Genomic DNA, 19,014 nt, shown 5'->3' with positions numbered 1-19,014 from the left:
CGACCGGCGGGGGTAGGGGAGACGCCGCGCACGGATCACGAGGGAGGATTACATGACGATTTTGGGCCATCGGCGGATCTGGTCTGTTGCCGCCGGGGTAGCCACCGTGCTGTGGCTGATTGCTGTTGTCTGGTATGTGTTCGACTTCATCGGATTGGGATCGCTCGCGGGCATGTTGCCCCACGAGCTCGGCTTAATCGTCGCGGGCATCGCGACGCCGCTCCTGCTGGTGTGGATACTGGTCGCTTTCGCGGCGCGTGGCCAGGCGCTGAAGGAGCACACGGAGCTCCTGGCCAGCCGCCTTGCAGAGCTCACCTTCCCGGACCAGAGCGCGGAGCATCGCGTCAATTCCATCGCGGAATCACTGCGTCGCCAGGCGCTGGATCTGCGCCTGGCGACGGAAGAGGCCGCCACCGCGCTCGATGGCACGCGGGCCTTGTTCCGATCGCAAGCCAGCGACATCGACACGGCCGCCAAGGCCGCGCGCAGCCGCAACGAGGAGGTCGAAAGCACGCTGGCCGAACAGCGCCGCATCCTCGGCGAAATGATGGGCATGGTGGAGAAGCAGCGCGAAGGCCTGAGCCAGACCGGCAAGGACCAAGCCGCGGCCATGGAAGCAGCAGCGGAGGAAAGCGCGCGGCGCATCGCGGAGGTGCTGGAGAAAAAGCGCACGGAGATTGCTGGCGTCATCGACCGCATCCTGGATCATGGATCCAGCGTGCGCGACGCGGTGGAGACCCAGGCCGAGCGGTTGGGCGATCACATCGAGCAGGCGGCCGGCCGGTTCCGAGAACAGATGACCGCGCTCGCCGGCCGGATCGACGAGGCGACCGAAACCTCGCGCCACGAGACCCGCACCATGATCCAGGCGACGGAGTCCTCGCAGCGCGAATTCACCGCCCACACCGAAACGCTCGTCGCGCAGATCCGCGGCAGCGCCAAGCAGATGAGCCAGCAATTGACGCGCCTCGCCGATCAGGCGGTGGCGGCGGCCGAGAAGTGCGCGGCGGACAGCGCCGTGCTCGAACAAACGAGCCGCGCCCAGGTGGAGCGTCTCGGCGCAGCAGCCAACATCGCGGGCGAACAGTTCCGCCAGGCCTTCGATCAGGTGGCGGACAATGTCAATGCCTTGGCGCAATCGACCGCCGACCGCCTGGACGAGAAGCAGCAAGCCATGCACATGGCCCTCGACGGGCATGGCAAGCGGCTCGAAGTCGCCTTCGATCGTTTGTCCGCGGATATCGGGGGTGCGGTGCAGACTGCATCTGATCGCGTCGGCGAGCGTCAGCAGACCATGAGCGCCGCACTTGAGGATCACGGCAAGAAACTGGAAAGCGCGTTCGACCAGCTCGCGTCCAACGTGGCGGCCATGGCGCAATCCGCAGCCGATCGGCTGGACGAGCGTCAGAAATCGATCGGCACCGCGCTGGACGAGCACAGCAGGAAACTGGGCGAGGCGACCGTCGAAGCGGCCAAGGCCTTCGCAGGCAAGATCGAGGAATTCAAATCCGTCCTGGCCGGTGCGACAGATGCAGCAGGCCGGCAGACGACCGAGCTGCAGCAGCTGGTGGATCAGCAGAGCGGGCGCATGACATTGGCGGCCGATGCCGCCTCGCAGCGCTTTCGCACCCACATCGAAGGACACGAGGCGAAGCTCGATGAGCTCGCGCAGCTCGCGGCCAAGAAGGCTGATGAGCTCGCGGCGGCGATCGAGGCCCATGGCGCGGTGCTGGAAAGCGCGGCTGGCCGCGGCTCGGAGAAATTCGCCGAGTTGCTGCGCAGGGAAGCGTCCAAGATCGACGAGCACCTGTTCGAGGTGGAAAAGCGCAACAACAAGTTCGAGACCGTGATCGACAAGCAGTCGGAACGGATCGGCGGCATCATCGACAAGGCCGGCGAACGCATCACCGTGCACGTGTCCTCGCAGGAATCGAAGCTGGATGAGCTCGACAAGGCCGCAGCCGAACGCCTGGCCAACCTCGCCGAACTGATCACGCAGCAGCGCGATCAGCTGGTCGCGGCCGGCGAGCAGGCCGGCGATGCATTGCGCCAGCGCATGGCGCTGCACACCATGGCTCTGGGCGAGACCTGGCGCGAGCAGCACGGCAAGCTGGGCGAGCTGGTGCAGACGCTGGAGCAACGGACGAAGGATCTCGGCGAAGAGCTCGAGGCGCATGCCAAGCGCGCCAACCAGGTGGCGGCCGAAGGGGCTGACCGTTTCGGCGAACGGCTCACCGAGCACAGCGCGCGCATGCGCTCCCTGGAGCAGCAGGCTGCCGAGCATTGGCGCTCCGCCATCAGCAACTACGGCGATTCGATCGCGAGCGCGCTGCAGGAGATCGACCGCCGCGCCGCGGCGCTCGCCGATGCGGCGGCCGGGCAGAGCCGCTTGCTGTCCGAAGCGGCCGACCGCGCGGCGCAGAGCCTCCGCGGCCAGCTCGACGGCCATTCCCAGGCCCTGAGCGCCGTAGTGGACAGCCTGATCCGGCGCACTGGCGACCTCTCCAGCATGGCGCTGGCGCACGGCGACCGCTTGAACGAGGCGACCGATCAGGCCGGCGCGCGGCTGCGGGAGCAACTGGACCGTCACCTGCTTTCGGTGCGCATGGCGACGAATGAGCTCGAGCAGCGTTCGACGTCGCTCGAGCAATCCATGAGTGCGGCCAACACGCGGCTGCAGGAGATGGCGCAGCAGGCGGCGGCCTCGCTGCACAACCTGATGCGCGGGCAGTCGGACGAGTTCCTCAATGCCGCCGAGCAGATCGGCGCGCGCATCAAGGAGCTGCAGGTTGCGACCATCACTCAGCGCGACGAGCTGATCGCTGCGGCCAAGCAAGCCGGCGCGTATCTGGAATCCGCGCTCAAGCTGCAGGCACAGGAGATCGCCGCGACCGCCGCCGGCCTGGTGCAGCAGACCCACGGCCTCAGCGCCTCGGCCAAGGTACAGGCCGAGCTCACGGAGCAGGGCCTGGCCGACATTGTCGCCAGCTTCGAAGAGGCAGCACAGCGGCAGGCGGCGCATCTGAAGGACGTGGCCGCCCAGGCTGCGACGGAAGCGACCAAGAATCTCGGCACCGAGAGCGATAGCGTGAAGGCCTTGTTCCAGGACCTAGTGGATCGCGGCCGGCAATTGTCGGACGCCGCCAATTCACAGGCAGTGACCCTGGGCAAGGCGGCGGCACAGGCGGCCGATGTCGCCATCGCCATGCGCGATGCGCTCTCGAAGCAGGCGCAGGAGGCAAGCCGCGCCGGCCTGCAATTGACCGAGCGCGCCGCCGAGGCAAGCCGCGGTCTGCAGCGTCAGGTCGAGGATCTGGCAGGCTCGATCGAGACCTTGATCAATCGTCACGCCGCCGGCTTGAAAACCGCCGGCGCGGCGGCCGCCGAGCGCGCGATGGAGCTGGGGCAATCGCTGCAGCGGCAGAGCGACGATCTACAGGCCGCGCTCGCGAAGACCAATGCCGCCACGCTGGATATCCGCCAGAGCCTCAAAGCCCAGGTCGACGACGTCAGCAAGGTGGCGGAGCGGATCGCAGTCGAAGCACAGGCGATCGCCAATTCCTTCAAGAACGATGCGGCCACGCTGATCGAAGCCTCCGCCCGCGTCACCGATGGCGCCGGCACGCTCAACCAGACTCTGCGCAAGTCGATCGCCGACCTGGACACCGCAACGGCGACTGCTGCTGCCAAAACGACTGTCATCCGCGCGGAAGTGGAGGCGCAGTGCGAGACCTTGCGCCAGGCCGCGGCCGAAGGCGCGCGCCAGTCCGACCAGCTGGCGCAGCTCCATACGGGGCAGGCCGCACAGCTGGCTGGTGCCGCCGATGTCGCACGCCGGCGGCTCGAGGAAGTCGGGCAGAGCCTTGCGCAGCAGACCGAGAGCCTGACCGCCGTCATCGACCGTTCGCTGCTGAGGCAGAGCGATCTGAACGACTCCTTGACACAGCGCATGAGCCTGGTCGGTGAGGTTGCGAAGGATGGCGAAGCGCAGCTCACAACCCTGAACGAGTCGGTCGAGAACCTGGCTCAGACCTTGAAGAACGCGACCCTCGAAGGCGCCCGCCAGGCGCGGGACGTGGTGCAGAGCTTCCGCGACGGCGGCGAAGCCTTGACCCAGCTCGCCAAGCGCGCCGGAGGACAGCTGGAGGACCTCAAGGCCTCGGTGCAGGTGCAGCTGCAGGAACTCTCACAGCTCTCGCAGCAGGTCGTCAATCTCGGCCAATCGGTGCGTGGGCAGCTCCAGAACCAGATCTCGGAGTTCGCGGCCGCGGCCGCCGCCGCCAAGTCCAGCGCCGAGGCGGCCAAGGCGGAAGCAGCTGCTGCCAGCGACCTGTCCGGCAAGCACTCGGTGGTCCTGATCGATGCCGCGCAGAAGCTCAACAAGGAATTTCAAACCGCTTCGGTGACGCTGGAGGAGCGCGTTTCCGCCATGACACGGGTAGCGGAGCAGGCGATCCAGCGCGCTACGCTGGTCGCGCAAAGCTTCGACAAGCAGACCAACACCCTGCGCCTTTCTCTCGACACCGCGACCCAGCGCACCAGCGAGCTCGGCGCGCGCTTCCAGCTTCAGACCCAGGAGATCGCGAAGTCGACCCAGGCGGCGATGGATCGCCTGGATAAGCTGCGCCAGGCGACGGCGCTCACCACGCGCGATGCCTTCCTGAAGGTCGCGGCCGTGATGATCGACGAGCTCAACGGCCTCGCGCTCGATATGCACAACCTGCTCGATTCCGAAGTGCCGGAAGACGTGTGGAAGCGCTACCGCAACGGCGATCGTTCGATCTTCGCGCGGCGCCTGTTCAAGGCCAAGGATTCCTACGTCATTCCGGCAATCGAGCAGCGCTATCAGCGCGACGACAAGTTCCAGGACATGGTCGATCGCTATCTCACCAAGTTCGAGGACCTGCTGAAGCATTCCGCCTCGGCGGATCCCGAATCGGTCTTGAGCGCGACCTTCATCACCGCGGACGTGGGCAAGCTGTATCTCGTGATGTCAAGGAGCCTCGGCCGCGCGACGGAGCACTAAAGAAAGCGCAGAGATGCGCGCCGAATGATTGACCCGAACGAATACTACGCCGGCGGCCTAGCGGTCCGAACCTATGATCTCTTTGCCGGTGGTGGGCCGCTTACTGGCGACATCGATTTCTATCGCGCATGCGCGCGCCGCTTCGGCACGAACGTTCTGGAGCTCGGCGTCGGCACGGCGCGCATCGCGATTCCGCTGGCACAAAATGGCTGCAGCGTTACCGGCGTCGACCTTGCTCAGGCCATGCTCGACCTTGCGGCGAGAAAGATCGCCAGCTTGCCGCCCGCGACCGCCGCGCGCATCGATCTCGTGCGCGGGAACATGGGCGACTTCGATCTTGGAAAGCAGTTCGACTGGATCGTCATCGCGGCGCGCGCGTTCCAGCACTTGATCGAGCCGGCGACGCAACGCTCAGCCTTGCGCGCCATGCATCGGCACCTGAGACCAGGCGGTCATCTCGTCATCGACCTGTTCGATCCGCGTCTCGAGTTTTGCCTGCCTGAGGCGCCATTGCCGGAGCAGGCACGAGAGGTCTGGGACCCCGTCACTGGTTGTCGCATCCGGCGCACCATCATAGCGCGGAACAACGACCCCTTCCGCCAGCTGGTCAGCGAGCGGCTTCGCCTCGAGGCCATCGATGGGGCGGGCGCCGTTCTTGCCGCTGAGGAAACCTCTTGGGCGCTGCGTTGGACCTTGCGCCAGGAGATGGAATATCTTCTGGAGCTCTGCGGGTTTCGGGCAGTCGAGCAATTGTCCGATTTTGCCGCCTCTCAGCCCACCTACGGCAAAGAACAGATCTGGATCGCCCGAGCGGTTTGACCCCTCCAACCGAACCGGCTCGCCCGGCTTGAATGGGGCTTGGCGCATAAGCCCGTTGCCAATCATGCACTTTCAAACCCCCACCACCTGCCATACATAGAAGCGGAGAGCTGGGAGTTGGTCAGGACGATCCATGGCAATTGAGGAAAGTGCCGAGCGCGGCCAGGAACGCGTGGGGCAGTGGCAGGCGGTCAAGGACCTTATGCCCCATCTGTGGACGCGCATCGGCTGGGACCTGCGGGCGCGGGTCGGGGCGGCAGTGGCGTGCCTGATCGTCGCCAAGCTGGCCAATGTCTATGTCCCCATTCTGTTTAAGGCCATGGTGGATGCCCTGTCGCCGCATGTCGGGCAGCAGGCCGCCACCGCAACGACAGTGGCGATCGCTGTCCCCATCGGCCTGCTCATCGCCTACGGCGTGGCGCGGGTCGCGACCCAGCTCTTCTCCGAACTGCGCGACGGCATCTTCGCCCGCGTGGCACAGCGGGCGATCCGCAACGTCGCGCTGCAGACCTTCCGCCATTTGCATGCGCTGTCGCTGAAGTTCCACCTGGATCGGCAGACCGGCGGTCTCACCCGCGCCATCGAGCGCGGCGCCAAGGGCATTGAGTTCCTGCTGTTCTTCGTGCTGTTCAACGTGCTGCCGACGCTGATCGAGATCGCGATGGTCTGCGGCATCCTGTGGGTGCTCTACGACTGGCGCTTCGCGCTCGCGACGGCGGTCACCATTGGCGGCTATGTCTGGTACACGCTGGCAGTCACGGAGTGGCGCATCAAGTACCGCCGCGAGATGAACGAGTCGGACCAGAGCGCCAACACCAAGGCGGTCGACTCCCTGCTCAATTTCGAGACCGTCAAATACTTCAACAACGAGGAGCACGAGGCACGGCGCTACGATGTCGCGCTGCAGTCCTATGAGCGGGCGGCGGTCAAGTCGCGCACGTCGCTGGCCACGCTCAATGTCGGGCAGGCTTTCATCATCGCCATCGGCGTCACGGTCATGATGACCATGGCGGCCTACGGTGTCGTGGGCGGCACCATGACCATCGGCGATTTCGTGCTGGTCAATGCCTATCTCATCCAGCTCTATCTGCCGCTCAACTTCCTTGGCACGGTCTATCGCGAGATCCGGCAATCGCTGATCGACATGGAGGCAATGTTCGCCCTGCTGCGGGTCGATGTCGACGTTGAGGACAAGCCCGGCGCGCCGCCGGTACGCGTGAGTGCGGGCGAGATCGAGTTCGACAACGTGGTGTTCGGCTATGACCCGCGGCGGCCGATCTTGAAAGCCATCAGCTTCCGCGTTCCCTCCGGCAAGACACTCGCCATCGTCGGCCCGTCGGGGGCCGGAAAGTCGACCATCTCACGCCTGCTGTTCCGCTTCTATGACGTAACCTCGGGGCATATCCGGATTGACGGCCAGGACATCCGTGACGTGCAGCAGCAGAGCCTGCGCTCCAACATCGGGATCGTCCCGCAGGATACCGTGCTGTTCAATGACACGGTCGAATACAACATCGCCTATGGCAGGCCTGGCGCGAGCCAGGCCGAAATTGAACAGGCCGCCTGGATGGCGCAGATTTCCGGCTTCATCGAAAAGCTCCCGGACGGCTATCAGACGCGCGTCGGTGAGCGCGGCCTCAAGCTCTCCGGCGGAGAGAAGCAGCGCGTCGCGATCGCACGCACCATATTGAAATCCCCGCCGATCCTGCTGTTCGACGAGGCGACCTCCGCCCTCGACACGCAGACCGAACGGGAGATCCAGAGCAACCTCAAGGAGCTGTCGCGCAATCGCACGACTCTGGTCATCGCCCATCGTCTCAGCACCATCGTCGACGCGGATGAGATCATCGTGCTCTCCGACGGCCGCATCGCCGAGCGGGGCCGCCACGCTGAATTGCTGCAGCAGGACGGCATCTACGCCGCCATGTGGTGGCGTCAGCAGGAGGCTGCGGAACGCAAGCTGCGCGGCATCGACCAGGCGCTCGACATCGATGCCTCGCCACCCAAGGTTCCGCCAAAGATCCCGGCTGAGGCTGCGAAGTGACCGAACAGGAGCTCGCCGACAAGATAAGAGCGGGCGACCGCCGCGCCCTGGCGCGCGGCATTACCTTGGTGGAATCGCGGCGCGAGGATCACCGTCCGTCGGCGGAGAAGCTGCTAGATTTGCTGATGCCCAGGACCGGCAAGTCGATCCGTCTCGGCATCTCCGGCCCGCCCGGCGTCGGCAAATCCACCTTCATCGAGGCCTTCGGCCAGTATCTGATCGATGAGGGCCACAAGATCGCGGTGCTCGCCATCGATCCGTCCTCCAAGATCTCCGGCGGCTCGATCCTGGGCGACAAGACGCGCATGACGGAGCTCGCGAAGCGCAAGGAGGCATTCATCCGCCCCAGCCCCGCCGGCGAGACGCTCGGCGGCGTCGCGCGCCGCACGCGCGAGGCGATGCTGCTGTGCGAGGCGGCGGGCTTCGATGTCGTGATCGTGGAGACGGTCGGCGTCGGCCAGTCGGAAACCGCAGTTGCCGAGATGACCGACATGTTCCTGTTGTTGCTCAGCCCCGGCGGCGGCGACGACCTGCAGGGCGTGAAGCGCGGCGTGATGGAGCTGGCCGACCTGCTCATCGTCAACAAGGCGGACGGCGATCTCGCCGCCGCGGCCGAGCGGACGGCCTCCGACTATGCGCACGCGCTGCGCCTGATGCATGCCTTGCATGCGGACTGGCAGCCCAGCGTGGTCAAATGCTCGGCCCTCAAGAGCGAGGGCATGGTGGCGGTGTGGGATAAGGTCCAGGCCTTCCGCAAGGCGACTGCCAAGACCGGCGAGTTCGATACCCGCCGCAGCGAGCAGGCCAAGAACTGGCTGTGGCAGGAGGTCAATGACGGGCTGCTCGAGCGCCTGAAATCCGACCCGGACCTGGCGGACCGGTTGCTGCGGCTAGAGGCCAAGGTAACCCAGCGCAAGGCATCGCCAGCCGCGGCGGCGCGGTCGCTGCTTTCCAGCTTTTTCAAAGGCTTGGACGACTAGCGGCGGTTCCATACCCGCGGAATCACCTTGACGCCGCACCGCCCCTTCTCTAAAACCCGCGCGACCCGGCCGGCAGGTGACGCTTGTCCGGCCCCTTTGTTTTGAACGAAGTCGCTGAAGAAAAAGGATTTTTGCCATGGCCCGGCGTTGCGAGATCACCGGCAAGGGCGTGCAAACTGGCCATCACGTCAGCCACGCCAACAACAAGACGAAGCGGCGCTTCCTGCCGAACCTGCAGGTGACCTCCCTGCTGTCGGATGCGCTCGGCGAGTTGGTGAAGCTGCGCCTGACCGTGAATGCGATCCGCACCATCGAGCACAATGGCGGCCTCGACGCCTATCTGCTCTCGACCCCGGATGCCAAGCTGCCGGCTGAAGCCCGCCGCCTGAAGCGCCGGATCGAGAAGGCGGCCGAGCGCGCCGCCGCTTGATGCCGCCTCGCCGGCTGAAGCCGGCGCGCAAAGAGTTTGAGAAACCCGCGCGGCCTGGTCGGCTTCGCGGGTTTGTCATGGGTGGGTGACGCCGCGGGCCTGGACCCGAGGCCACCAGCCGTCGCACCGGGCTCCTCCCGGAGCGCGACGGCGCAACGCGCAACTTGAATGAGAACCTTTCGGCTCGCCCGGGCTGTCATCCCGGTCACCGAGGAAGGGAGCACAAGATGTTTGCCGAACTGGTGGCGGGCTTCAACGCCCTGCCGACCGAATCCATGCTCGTGATCGAGCTGGTCGTTGTCTTCAGCCTCATTCCCCTGATGCTGCGCCCGTTCGGCGCGGCGGGAATGTTCATCTTCGTCGCCGTCGGCATCATTGCCGCCAACGTGCAAGTGCTGAAGTCGGTGAGCTTCTACTTCTATGACGCCCCTATTCCGCTGGGCACAGTCGTGTTCTCCGCAACCTATATCGCGACCGATGTGCTGACCGAATATTACGGCCGGCCGGTGGCGCGCAAGGCGGTGTGGCTTGGCTTCGCGGCCATGCTGCTGATGACGATCATGATGCTGCTTGTCATGGGCTATAAGCCGATGACGCCGGAGGTAGCGCACGAATCGGGCATGGACTGGGCGCTGCCCAATCACGATCACATCCTGGCGCTCTATCTGCCGCAGGCGACCTTGCTGATCGCGGGCTTGAGCTCTTACCTCATCAGCCAGTTCAACGACATCTTCCTGTTCCAGAAGATCCGGAAGTGGACCGGCCGCGGCCAGCTGTGGGTGCGCTCCTGCGGCTCGACCGCCGTGTCCGCGCTGATCGACAATACCGTGTTCTCGACCCTCGCCTGGATGGTGTTCCCCTGGCTGCTGGGCCAGCACGATCAGGTGGTGGATCTCGACACCCTCATCTTTAGCTTCATCCTTGGCACCTATTGGATCCGCCTAGCCATGGCGCTCCTGGAAGTGCCCACGATGTATGCCGCGCGCTGGTTCCTGCCGGAGGAGGATCGCCGTGCTTACGACGCGCGTGATGGCGGCCCAATGGTGGCGGCAGCAGCGTGAGCCTCACCTATCCCAACTTCGCGTTCGAGATCCTCGCCGAGGACCCGCAGGGCACGCGAGCCCGGCGGGGACGCTTGGTCACGCCCCATGGCGCCTTGGATACGCCCGCCTTCATCTTCTGCGCGACCAAGGCGGCGATGAAGGCGTGCTCGCCGGCTGCTTTGCGCGAGGAGAAGACGCAGATCATCCTCTCCAACACCTATCACCTGATGCTGCAGCCAGGCGCAGATCTGGTGGCGAAGATGGGCGGGCTGCATCGCTTCATGGGCTGGGACGGGCCGATGCTGACCGACTCCGGCGGCTTCCAGATCTTCAGCCTGGGCCACGGCTCTGTGGCGGACGAGATCAAGGGACGGCGCGACGTCGCGCGGCCCAAGACACTGCTGAAGATCAGCGAGAAGGGCGCTGCCTTCCGTTCCTACATCGACGGCAGCAAGCATCTGCTGACGCCAGAAAGCTCGATCGACATCCAGCGCCAGCTCGGCGCCGATCTCATCGTCACGTTCGATGAATGTACGCCGTACCATTCCGACCGCACCTATACCGAGCGCTCGCTGCGCCTCAGCAATCGCTGGGGCGACCGCTGCATTGCCGCGTTCGAGCGCGGCCATGACGGCCGCCAGGCGCTCTATGGCATCCTGCAGGGCGGCGTGTATCAGGACCTGCGCCACGAGGCCGCGGCCTACGTGAACGATCGGCCGTTCTTCGGCAATGCGGTCGGCGGCACGCTCGGCGGCACCAGCGCCGAGATGGACGAGGTGGTCGGCTTCGCGATGGAGCGGCTCAACCGCCATCGCCCGACGCATCTGCTGGGCATCGGCGGCTTCCGCGATGTCTTCGCCGGCATCGCGCAGGGCATCGACACCTTCGATTGCGTGACGCCGACGCGGATCGCGCGCCATGGTGCGGCCCTGATGCCGGCTGTCAAAGGCGAGCGCATTAACCTCAAGAACGCACGCTTCCGCGACGATGCCGCGCCGATCGACGAAGCTTGCGACTGCTATTGCTGCCGCAACTTCTCACGCGCCTACGTGCATCATCTGATCAAGGTGGAAGAGCTGCTCGGCATGCAGCTCCTGACTCAGCACAACATCGCCGTGATGAACCGCCTGATGCGCGAAGTGCAGGCGGCGATCCCGGAAGGGCGGTTGGCGGAGCTGCGAAAGCGCTGGGTCGCTGATCAGTGATCAGATGCCAGATGCCCGGGACCTGAGATCTGGCATCTGACGTCTGTCATCTATAGCCCCATCGACAGAGCCGATTTGCCCCGGCGCGGGCGCGTGTGCCAGGATCGTGACGGTTTTCTTACGACGTTCCTGCCGCTGGGCCGACCCCCGTGACACTTTCCCTCGAATGGACCTTGCTCGTCCTGCTGGCGGCCGTGATGCATGCCGCCTGGAATGTGCTGGTCAAGTTCGGCGACGATGCCCTGGTCAACATGACCCTGATCATGGGCATGGCGGGGCTGATCGCGCTCTTCTTCACGCCCTTCGTCTCCTTCCCCGATCCGGAAAGCTGGATCTTTCTCCTCGGGTCCCTGGTCACGCACATCGGCTATTACATTTTTCTGCTCTTCGGCTATCGCTATGGCGATCTGTCGCTGGTCTATCCGATCGCCCGCGGGTCGGCGCCGCTGCTGGTCGGCGCGACCTCCTGGATGTTCGTCGGCGAGGCGCTCTCGACCACCGAGATCCTGGGCGTGGCCGCCATCTCGGCGGGGATCTTCAGCTTGGCAATCGACCGCGCTACCGAGCGTGAGCACAAGTGGCGGCCGGTGATCTTCGGCCTGCTCACCGGCCTCACCATCATGGCCTACACCTTGTGCGACGGGCAGGGGGTGCGGGTCGCCGGCGACAAATACGGTTACATCGTCTGGCTGTTCGTGCTGGATGCGCCGGGCCTAGTACTGATCGCCTATTGGCGCCGCGGGCCGGTACTGTTCTCCCTGGTCGCGCGGCACTGGAAGGTCGGCGCGATCGGCGGCGCGCTGTCGATGGCGGCCTACGGCATCGCGATCTATGCCATGAGCCAGGCGTTCATGGCCCATGTGGCGGCACTGCGCGAGACCAGCGTGATCTTCGCCGCCATATTCAGTGCCGTCATCCTGAAAGAGCGCTTTCACCCGCGCCGCTACGCCGCCGTCGCGATGGTAGCGCTCGGCGCGGTGCTATTGCACTGACTACTCGGCGAACTTGACGCTCTTGATCTTGTCGCCCTGCTTCAGGGCGTGCATCGCCTCGAGCCCTTCGGTGATCTGGCCGAACACCGTGTGATTGCCGTCGAGATGCGGCTGCGGTTCGAGCACCAGGAAGAACTGCGAGCCGCCGGTGTCGCGGCCGCGATGCGCCATGGACAGCGCGCCTTCGACGTGCTTGTGCGGATTGCCTTTCAGCTCGCACGCGATTTCCCACCCCGGCCCGCCGGAGCCGGTGCCCTGCGGGCAGCCGCCTTGGGCGACGAAGCCGGGAATGACGCGATGGAACTTGAGCCCGTCATAGAATCCGTCCTTGGCGAGCGTGTAGAAGTTCGCGACGGTGTTGGGCGCCACATCCGGATAGAACTCGATCGTGATGTCGCCGCGGTCGGTCGACATCACCGCCTTGGTGAGGGTCTTCAACTTGTCCGGCGCGACGTCGTGGACCTTGAGACTGGCCATGATGATCTCCTTTGTCGATTGGGCCTTGGTAAAGATCCCTGCTGCCAGAGTCCAGGCGAGTCTAACGTCGGATCAGCGGGGTGAATTCGGCGATCAGATCGTGATAGAGTTGGCGCTTGAACGGGACGATCAGTCCTGGCAGCTCCTCGAGCTCGGCCCAGCGCCAGGAGGAGAATTCGGGATGCTCCGTCGCGATGTTGATGTCGCGGTCGGTCCCGAGGAAGCGAAAGACGAACCATTTCTGCCGCTGGCCGCGGAACCTGCCCTTCCATATCTGGGGAACGAGTTCCGCCGGCAGGTCGTAGGTGAACCAGTCGCGGCTCTCGCCGAGATAACGCGCACGGTCCGTGCCGACCTCTTCGTGCAGCTCGCGCCAGGCGGCCTGGAGCGGCTCCTCGCCCTTGTCGATGCCGCCTTGAGGCATCTGCCAGGCGGGACCAGGATTGTCGATGCGCTGCGCCACGAACACCCGGCCCCTCTGATTGACCAGCATGATGCCGACGCCCGGCCGATACGGCAGCTGCGCGATCTGCTCTGCGGTCAAAGTGGATGGCGGATTTTTCATTGAACTGCGATTCAAGGAGAAGCCAGCGCTCTACTCTCCAACCACGGCGCTGGCCGGCACAAGTGAAATTTCGTCGCGTCCCACCAACGCACGCTGCCAGGCGGGAAAGAGACTCGCAGCGCTGGAGGAATCGACGAGCCCCAGCGCGGCGCCTCGATGGCGGGCCAAGCCCATCACGGAATCGATTGCGCGGGCGATCTCCCTTTGCGTCTCCTCAGGCGCGATGACTTCGTCTGCCCCGACGGTCAGCGGTGCCGTCACCGGCAAACCGACGATGGCCAGCCCCGCCGCCTGCAGATGTTTGAGGATCGGCTGCAACGCCGCGCCGTCTGCCAGAAAGGCCTCGCTGCCTCTCATGACAACGCCGGCGATCATCGGCGCGCGCGCGAGCATTGCATCCAGCCGCTGCACGTTATCTTCGGGTTTTTGCTCTGGCGCGAGCGCATCCGCGCGTGCCGTCTCGCTCAGCGGCAGGTCCAGGAACACCTCGTGCCCATAGGCGCGGGCCGCGGCGATCCAATCCGCGAGCTCCGGCACATCGGGGTCGAAGCTCAGGCTGGCCTCCGGCGGCGCGCCGGTAATTGCCCGCACCGTATCTGTCCGGTTTCGTCCAAGCCCGGTGATGATCAGAGCGACTCGCCGCGCCTCGGGAGAGATCATGCTTGTTCGGCCGAAACGTTGCCATGCTGGCAAATCCTGGGCTCCTGTCGGCAGTGCATCGCTCGGATCGGGCGGATATTTGGCAAGCAGCTCGGCCGGCGACAGGTCTTCCTCGATCGCCACGTTGACTGTCATCTCCTTGGCGACCGGTGCCGCCGGCATGGACTGTAACGGCGGCGTGCTGCCGGACGCCACCGGCGCAGTCGCTGGCGCCGGGGGCACGCCTGCACCAGGCAGGGAGATGGTCGCTCTGCCGCCGGAACCAAGACCGCCGGTGAGAGCCAGATAGGCGACCGCACCGGCAATGCCGACGAGCAGCAGGCACACCACAAGAAAACCGGGGCCGCCGAACAGCCCGAATACGGACTGTGGCGACCCCGATGAACGCAAGGACAGGGTCCTTCTCGGACGTGCTACTTCGCTGCTTGCTTCTGCAGCAGCGTCAGGCCGCGCAGCAGATCGACCGCGCGTGCCAGCTGATAGTCTTCGGTGGGACGAGCGATCTGCTGCTTCTCCGAACCGACGAAGGGCTGCTTATCCTCCGGCTTGGCTTCTTTCGCGGCCGTGCCGTTGGCCGGCGCGGCGGGTTGTCCCTCGACACCTTGAGTCTCCGGCGGCACCTGCTCCGGCGTATTCTTCGGATCGTCTGGGTTCGACAAGGCGCCGCGCAGATCCGCCTCATGGGTGCCCCGCTCTGGTCCCAGGGCTTCGACCTTGGCCTGCTGGACTTCGATATCGGGCTCGATGCCCTTGGCCTGGATCGAGCGGCCAGACGGCGTGTAATAGCGCGCGGTGGTCAGGCGGATGGCGCCGTGATTGGGGATCGGAATGATGGATTGCACCGAGCCCTTGCCGAACGATTTGGTGCCCAGCACGATCGCGCGGCGCTGATCCTGCAATGCACCCGCAACGATCTCCGAGGCCGAGGCAGAGCCGCCATTGATCAGGACGACGATCGGCTTGCCTTCCATGAGGTCGCCGGATTCGGCGTTCCAACGCTGTGCTTCCTCGCTCCTGCGGCCGCGGGTGGAGACAATCTCCCCCTTAGCCAGGAAGTCGTCGCTGACCGCGATCGCCTGGTCGAGCAGGCCGCCCGGATTGTTGCGCAGGTCCAAGACGAGGCCCTGCAGATTGTTCTTGCTCGCGTCCTTAAGCTTGGTCAGCGCCTCCCTGAGGCCGCTGTCAGTCTTCTCGCTGAAGCTCGAAATGCGGACATAGCCGACATTGCCGTCTTCAAGCTCCCAACGCACCGACTTGACCGCGATCACGGCACGCTTCAGCGTTACCTCGAACGGATCCTGGTTGCCGCGAATGATCGTGAGGCGGATGGACGAGCCGACTTCGCCGCGCATCTTGTCCACCGCATCGTTCAGCGTCAGGCCCATGATCGGCTGACCGTCGAGCGCGGAGATGAGATCACCCGGTTGCAGCCCGGCCTCGGCCGCCGGCGTGCCATCCATCGGCGCCACAACCTTGATCAGGCCTTCTTCCATGGTGACTTCGATGCCAAGACCGCCGAACTCGCCTTTGGTCTGGACCTGCATGTCCCCGAAGTCTTTTTGATTGAGATAGCTCGAATGCGGATCGAGCGAGGTCAGCATACCGTTGACGGCGGCTTCGATCAGCTTCTGCTCGTCCGCTGGCTCGACGTAGTTATCGCGGATGCGCTCGAACACCTCGCCGAACAGATTGAGCTGCTCGTAGGTGCTGGGAGACGAAGCGGCCTGCGCCCGGACGCCGGCGGCATGGAACGCGACGCCGCCGATGGCAATACCGGCAGCCAGCGCGGTGGCGGCGAGGAGTGGGGTTCGGAACATTCGGTTAGCGACCTTCTGTGAAGTGCGAGACGTCTGCCTATTGTAGTCGGCAGTATCCTGGTCCGACCTTTCTGATCACTTAAACCAGGGGGCCGGGTCGAACGGTTGTCCGCTGCGACGCAGTTCGACATAAAGCTGGGGGCGCCCCTGCGTGGTTTCAATCATGGCACCCACAGGCTCGCCAGCCTTCAACCATTGTCCGACCACAACGTCAACATGGGCAAGGCCGGCCAGCACCGTATGATAGCCGCCGCGGTGCTCGATGATCAATATTTGCCCATAGGACCGGAATGGCCCTTCGAACACGATTTGACCATCGAATGGCGTGACCACCTGGGCCCCGGCACGGGTCGCGATGACCAGCCCCTTGCCCTCGCCGAAGGCATCCGTCCTTTGCCCAAATTTCGCCGCAATCTCCCCCCGCGCGGGCCGGATCAGGCCCCCCACCTGCTTGGGAAAGGCCGGCAGATCCGCTGGAGGCGGCTGCAGTCTTATGGCGGGGGCTGCCGGCCGTTCGACCGCCGCCACTTGCTCGCCGTTTTCGGCAGGTGCCTCGCCCTGTTCCTGCCGGGCCTGCTCGGCGGCCAACCGCTCGGCCTCCCTTTTGGCCGCTTCCTCTGCCTTTCTGGCGGCCTCGGCCGCTGCGGCCTGTTGCCGCGCCTCTTCCTCGGCGCGCGCGGCCTCCAGCCGGTCGAGCAGATCTTTCAGGCTCTTCGCCTGCTGCGCCAGCTGGGCCTGACGCTTCTTGGTCTCCTCGCTCTGTGCCAGGGTGGCTTCCTGGAGCTCGGCTTTTTGCTTGAGAAGGGCGGCCAGGTGCTGGTTCTCCTGCGCCAGCCGGTCGACCGAGGCGGCCAACTCCTCCTGACGTGCCGCGGTCACTTCGCGCAGCTCCCGGACCTTGGCCAGGTCGCTCTGCAGCTGCCGCGCCCGCTCATCAAGCGCCTTGGTCGCCGCCGCCATCAAGGTGGCGGCACGCGCCTCGTCGAGTGGCGTGCGGTCGGAGAAGAAGGCAGCCTGGGCGGGGCGCAGCGACAGCCGCTCCAGAGCCATCAGTGTTTGGCTGAGCTGCGCGCGCTTCTGCTCGAGGTCGGCGGCGCTCGCCTTTTCCCGCTCCGACAATTCTGCGAGCTCGTGCTCCAGCTCGGTCGCTTCGGACTCGGCATCCTGCACTTCGGCTGCGGACCGGATCAGCGATTGCTGCAGGCGTGTGACTTCCCGGGCGAGCTCGTCGGCCTTCTTCTTCAGCTCCGTCGCTTCGATCTTGCCCTGATTGATCTGCTCCTGGATCTGCCGCAGCTCCTCGGGCGATTGCGCCCAGGCCGTCACGACTCCCACCGGCAACAGTGCCAGGGGAAGCAGCCATCGCAGGAGCCGCAAATCAGGCAGTGGCACGGGCGCGCGTATCCTCACCGGGCGCAAGCAGCGACCGGCCCGTCATTGTGGCAGGCTTGGGCAAGCCCATCAGCTCCAACAATGTCGGTGCCACGTCCGCCAGCTTGCCGTCGATCACCCTGCGCCCAGGTGCTCCGACCACGATCACAGGCACACGGTTGAGCGTGTGAGCGGTGTGCGGCTCGCCGGTGGTGGGATCGGTCATCATCTCGGCATTGCCGTGGTCGGCGGTGATGAGGATCGCACCACCCTTAGCATCGATCGCGGCGCGCAGCCGGCCGAGACAGCGATCGACCGCTTCCACCGCCTTGACGGCCGCATCGAGATTGCCGGAGTGGCCGACCATGTCCGTGTTGGCGAAGTTGACGACGATGAGGTCGAACTTGTCCGATTCGATCGCTTCCACCAGCTTGTCGGTCACTTCGTAGGCCGACATCTCCGGCTTCAGATCGTAGGTCGCGACCTTGGGAGAGGGCACGAGGATGCGCTCCTCGCCTGCAAAGAGCCGCTCCTCCCCGCCGTTGAAGAAGAAGGTCACGTGCGCGTATTTCTCGGTCTCCGCGATACGCAGCTGCTTCAGGCCTGCCTTGGATGCGATCTCGCCCAATGTGTCGGTCAGCTCCATCGGTGGGAACAGGGCCGGCATGAACTTGGCGAGCGCTGTGGAATATTCGACCATGCCCAAGGTCGCGGCGAACTTCGCAATATGCTTGCGCTGGAAGCCATCAAACGTCGGGTCCACCAAAGCCGTCAGGATCTGCCGCGCACGGTCGGCGCGGAAGTTGCCCATCAGCACTCCGTCGCCGTCTTTGATCCCGTCGAACCCTTCGATCAGCGTCGGTTTGACGAATTCGTCGGTCTCCCCGCGAGCATAGGCTGCGTCGACCGCCGCGACGGCGTTCGGCGCGCGATAGGGCGCTTCGCCAAAGAGCGTGTTGTAAGCCAGCTCGACCCGTTCCCAGCGTTTGTCGCGGTCCATCGCGAAGTAGCGCCCGCCGATCGTTCCGAACCGCACGTTCACGAGACCCGACAGTGCCGCCGCGACTTCCGTGACGTAGTCCTTGGCGCTGCTGGGCGGCGTGTCGCGGCCGTCGAGGAACGCGTGCACCGCCACCGGCACACTGGCGGCGCTTAGGAGCTTCGCCAGCGCAATCAGATGCGTCTGATGCGAATGCACGCCCCCGGGCGAGAGCAGGCCCATCAGGTGACAGGTGCCGCCGCTCTGCTTCAGCTTGGCGATGAAGTCCTTGAGCCGCGGATTGGCTGCCAGCTCGCACTTGCTGATCGCCAGGTCGATGCGCGGCAGATCCTGCATCACCACTCGGCCGGCGCCCAGATTCATGTGGCCGACTTCGGAATTGCCCATCTGCCCTTCCGGCAGCCCGACATGCAGCTCCGAGGCGTCGATCAAGGCATGCGGGCACTCGCGCATCATGGCGTCCCAGGCCGGCGTGTCCGCTTGCTCGATGGCGTTGTTGTCGTGCTGAGGGCGATGCCCCCAGCCGTCGAGGATGCACAGGACCACCGGTTTGGGTCGCTTGTTGGGATTCGTCATCGTCTTCTA

14 protein-coding genes are annotated in these 19,014 nt (G+C 65.2%); 8 read left to right on the top strand and 6 right to left on the bottom strand.

Translation table 11 applies throughout. From position 1 onward, the window contains the following. Nucleotides 1-52: 52 nt before the first annotated feature. From DTX69_RS02365 to DTX69_RS02330, 8 genes are all read left to right on the top strand, one after another. Nucleotides 53-5,026 carry a coiled-coil domain-containing protein gene (locus DTX69_RS02365; protein WP_119299863.1) on the top strand — a complete coding sequence of 1,658 codons (4,974 nt, stop codon included), beginning with the start codon at nucleotides 53-55 and terminating at the stop codon, nucleotides 5,024-5,026. A gap of 24 nt (nucleotides 5,027-5,050) precedes the next feature. After that, entirely contained in the window at nucleotides 5,051-5,845 is a 795-nt protein-coding gene (locus DTX69_RS02360; protein WP_119299862.1) for a class I SAM-dependent methyltransferase, read from the top strand. 133 nt (nucleotides 5,846-5,978) lie between these two features. Continuing rightward, entirely contained in the window at nucleotides 5,979-7,889 is a 1,911-nt protein-coding gene (locus DTX69_RS02355) for an ABCB family ABC transporter ATP-binding protein/permease (RefSeq protein ID WP_119299861.1), read from the top strand. After that, the gene (gene meaB, locus DTX69_RS02350) at nucleotides 7,886-8,869 is read left to right on the top strand and encodes a methylmalonyl Co-A mutase-associated GTPase MeaB (RefSeq protein WP_119299860.1); all 984 of its coding nucleotides are present in this window, start codon (nucleotides 7,886-7,888) and stop codon (nucleotides 8,867-8,869) included. The genes DTX69_RS02355 and meaB overlap by 4 nt, the downstream gene beginning before the upstream one ends. Before the next feature lie 136 nt (nucleotides 8,870-9,005). Beyond that, entirely contained in the window at nucleotides 9,006-9,299 is a 294-nt protein-coding gene (rpmB, locus tag DTX69_RS02345) for a 50S ribosomal protein L28 (RefSeq protein WP_119299859.1), read from the top strand. A 227-nt stretch (nucleotides 9,300-9,526) separates the two neighbouring features. Beyond that, entirely contained in the window at nucleotides 9,527-10,360 is an 834-nt protein-coding gene (locus tag DTX69_RS02340; RefSeq protein ID WP_119299858.1) for a queuosine precursor transporter, read from the top strand. Next, nucleotides 10,357-11,547 carry a tRNA guanosine(34) transglycosylase Tgt gene (gene tgt, locus DTX69_RS02335; RefSeq protein ID WP_119299857.1) on the top strand — a complete coding sequence of 397 codons (1,191 nt, stop codon included), beginning with the start codon at nucleotides 10,357-10,359 and terminating at the stop codon, nucleotides 11,545-11,547. The genes DTX69_RS02340 and tgt overlap by 4 nt, the downstream gene beginning before the upstream one ends. 149 nt (nucleotides 11,548-11,696) lie before the next feature. Then, entirely contained in the window at nucleotides 11,697-12,539 is an 843-nt protein-coding gene (locus DTX69_RS02330) for an EamA family transporter (protein WP_119299856.1), read from the top strand. Here DTX69_RS02330 and DTX69_RS02325 read toward each other — a convergent pair whose 3' ends face one another. From DTX69_RS02325 to gpmI, 6 genes are all read right to left on the bottom strand, one after another. After that, nucleotides 12,540-13,016, bottom strand: coding sequence for a peptidylprolyl isomerase (locus tag DTX69_RS02325; protein WP_119299855.1), 477 nt, complete (start codon nucleotides 13,014-13,016; stop codon nucleotides 12,540-12,542). A 61-nt stretch (nucleotides 13,017-13,077) separates the two neighbouring features. After that, nucleotides 13,078-13,581, bottom strand: coding sequence for an RNA pyrophosphohydrolase (locus DTX69_RS02320; protein WP_119299854.1), 504 nt, complete (start codon nucleotides 13,579-13,581; stop codon nucleotides 13,078-13,080). 30 nt (nucleotides 13,582-13,611) lie between these two features. Then, the gene (locus DTX69_RS02315) at nucleotides 13,612-14,364 is read right to left on the bottom strand and encodes a divergent polysaccharide deacetylase family protein (RefSeq protein WP_162916530.1); all 753 of its coding nucleotides are present in this window, start codon (nucleotides 14,362-14,364) and stop codon (nucleotides 13,612-13,614) included. A gap of 290 nt (nucleotides 14,365-14,654) precedes the next feature. After that, nucleotides 14,655-16,058 (bottom strand): S41 family peptidase, encoded by a 1,404-nt coding sequence (locus DTX69_RS02310; protein ID WP_119299852.1) that lies wholly within the window; start codon nucleotides 16,056-16,058, stop codon nucleotides 14,655-14,657. 75 nt (nucleotides 16,059-16,133) lie between these two features. Further along, nucleotides 16,134-17,384, bottom strand: a complete 1,251-nt coding sequence (locus DTX69_RS02305; protein WP_162916528.1) for a murein hydrolase activator EnvC family protein — start codon at nucleotides 17,382-17,384, stop codon at nucleotides 16,134-16,136. Nucleotides 17,385-17,436: 52 nt separating this feature from the next. Further along, nucleotides 17,437-19,005, bottom strand: a complete 1,569-nt coding sequence (gpmI, locus tag DTX69_RS02300) for a 2,3-bisphosphoglycerate-independent phosphoglycerate mutase (protein ID WP_119299850.1) — start codon at nucleotides 19,003-19,005, stop codon at nucleotides 17,437-17,439. Between the last annotated feature and the right edge of the window lie 9 nt (nucleotides 19,006-19,014).

This window comes from Dongia deserti, assembly GCF_003574735.1.
GTDB classification, from domain to species: Bacteria; Pseudomonadota; Alphaproteobacteria; order Dongiales; family Dongiaceae; genus Dongia_A; species Dongia_A deserti.
The sequence above is the reverse complement of the archived record's forward strand: the minus strand, read 5'-3'. Positions and strand labels throughout refer to the sequence as shown.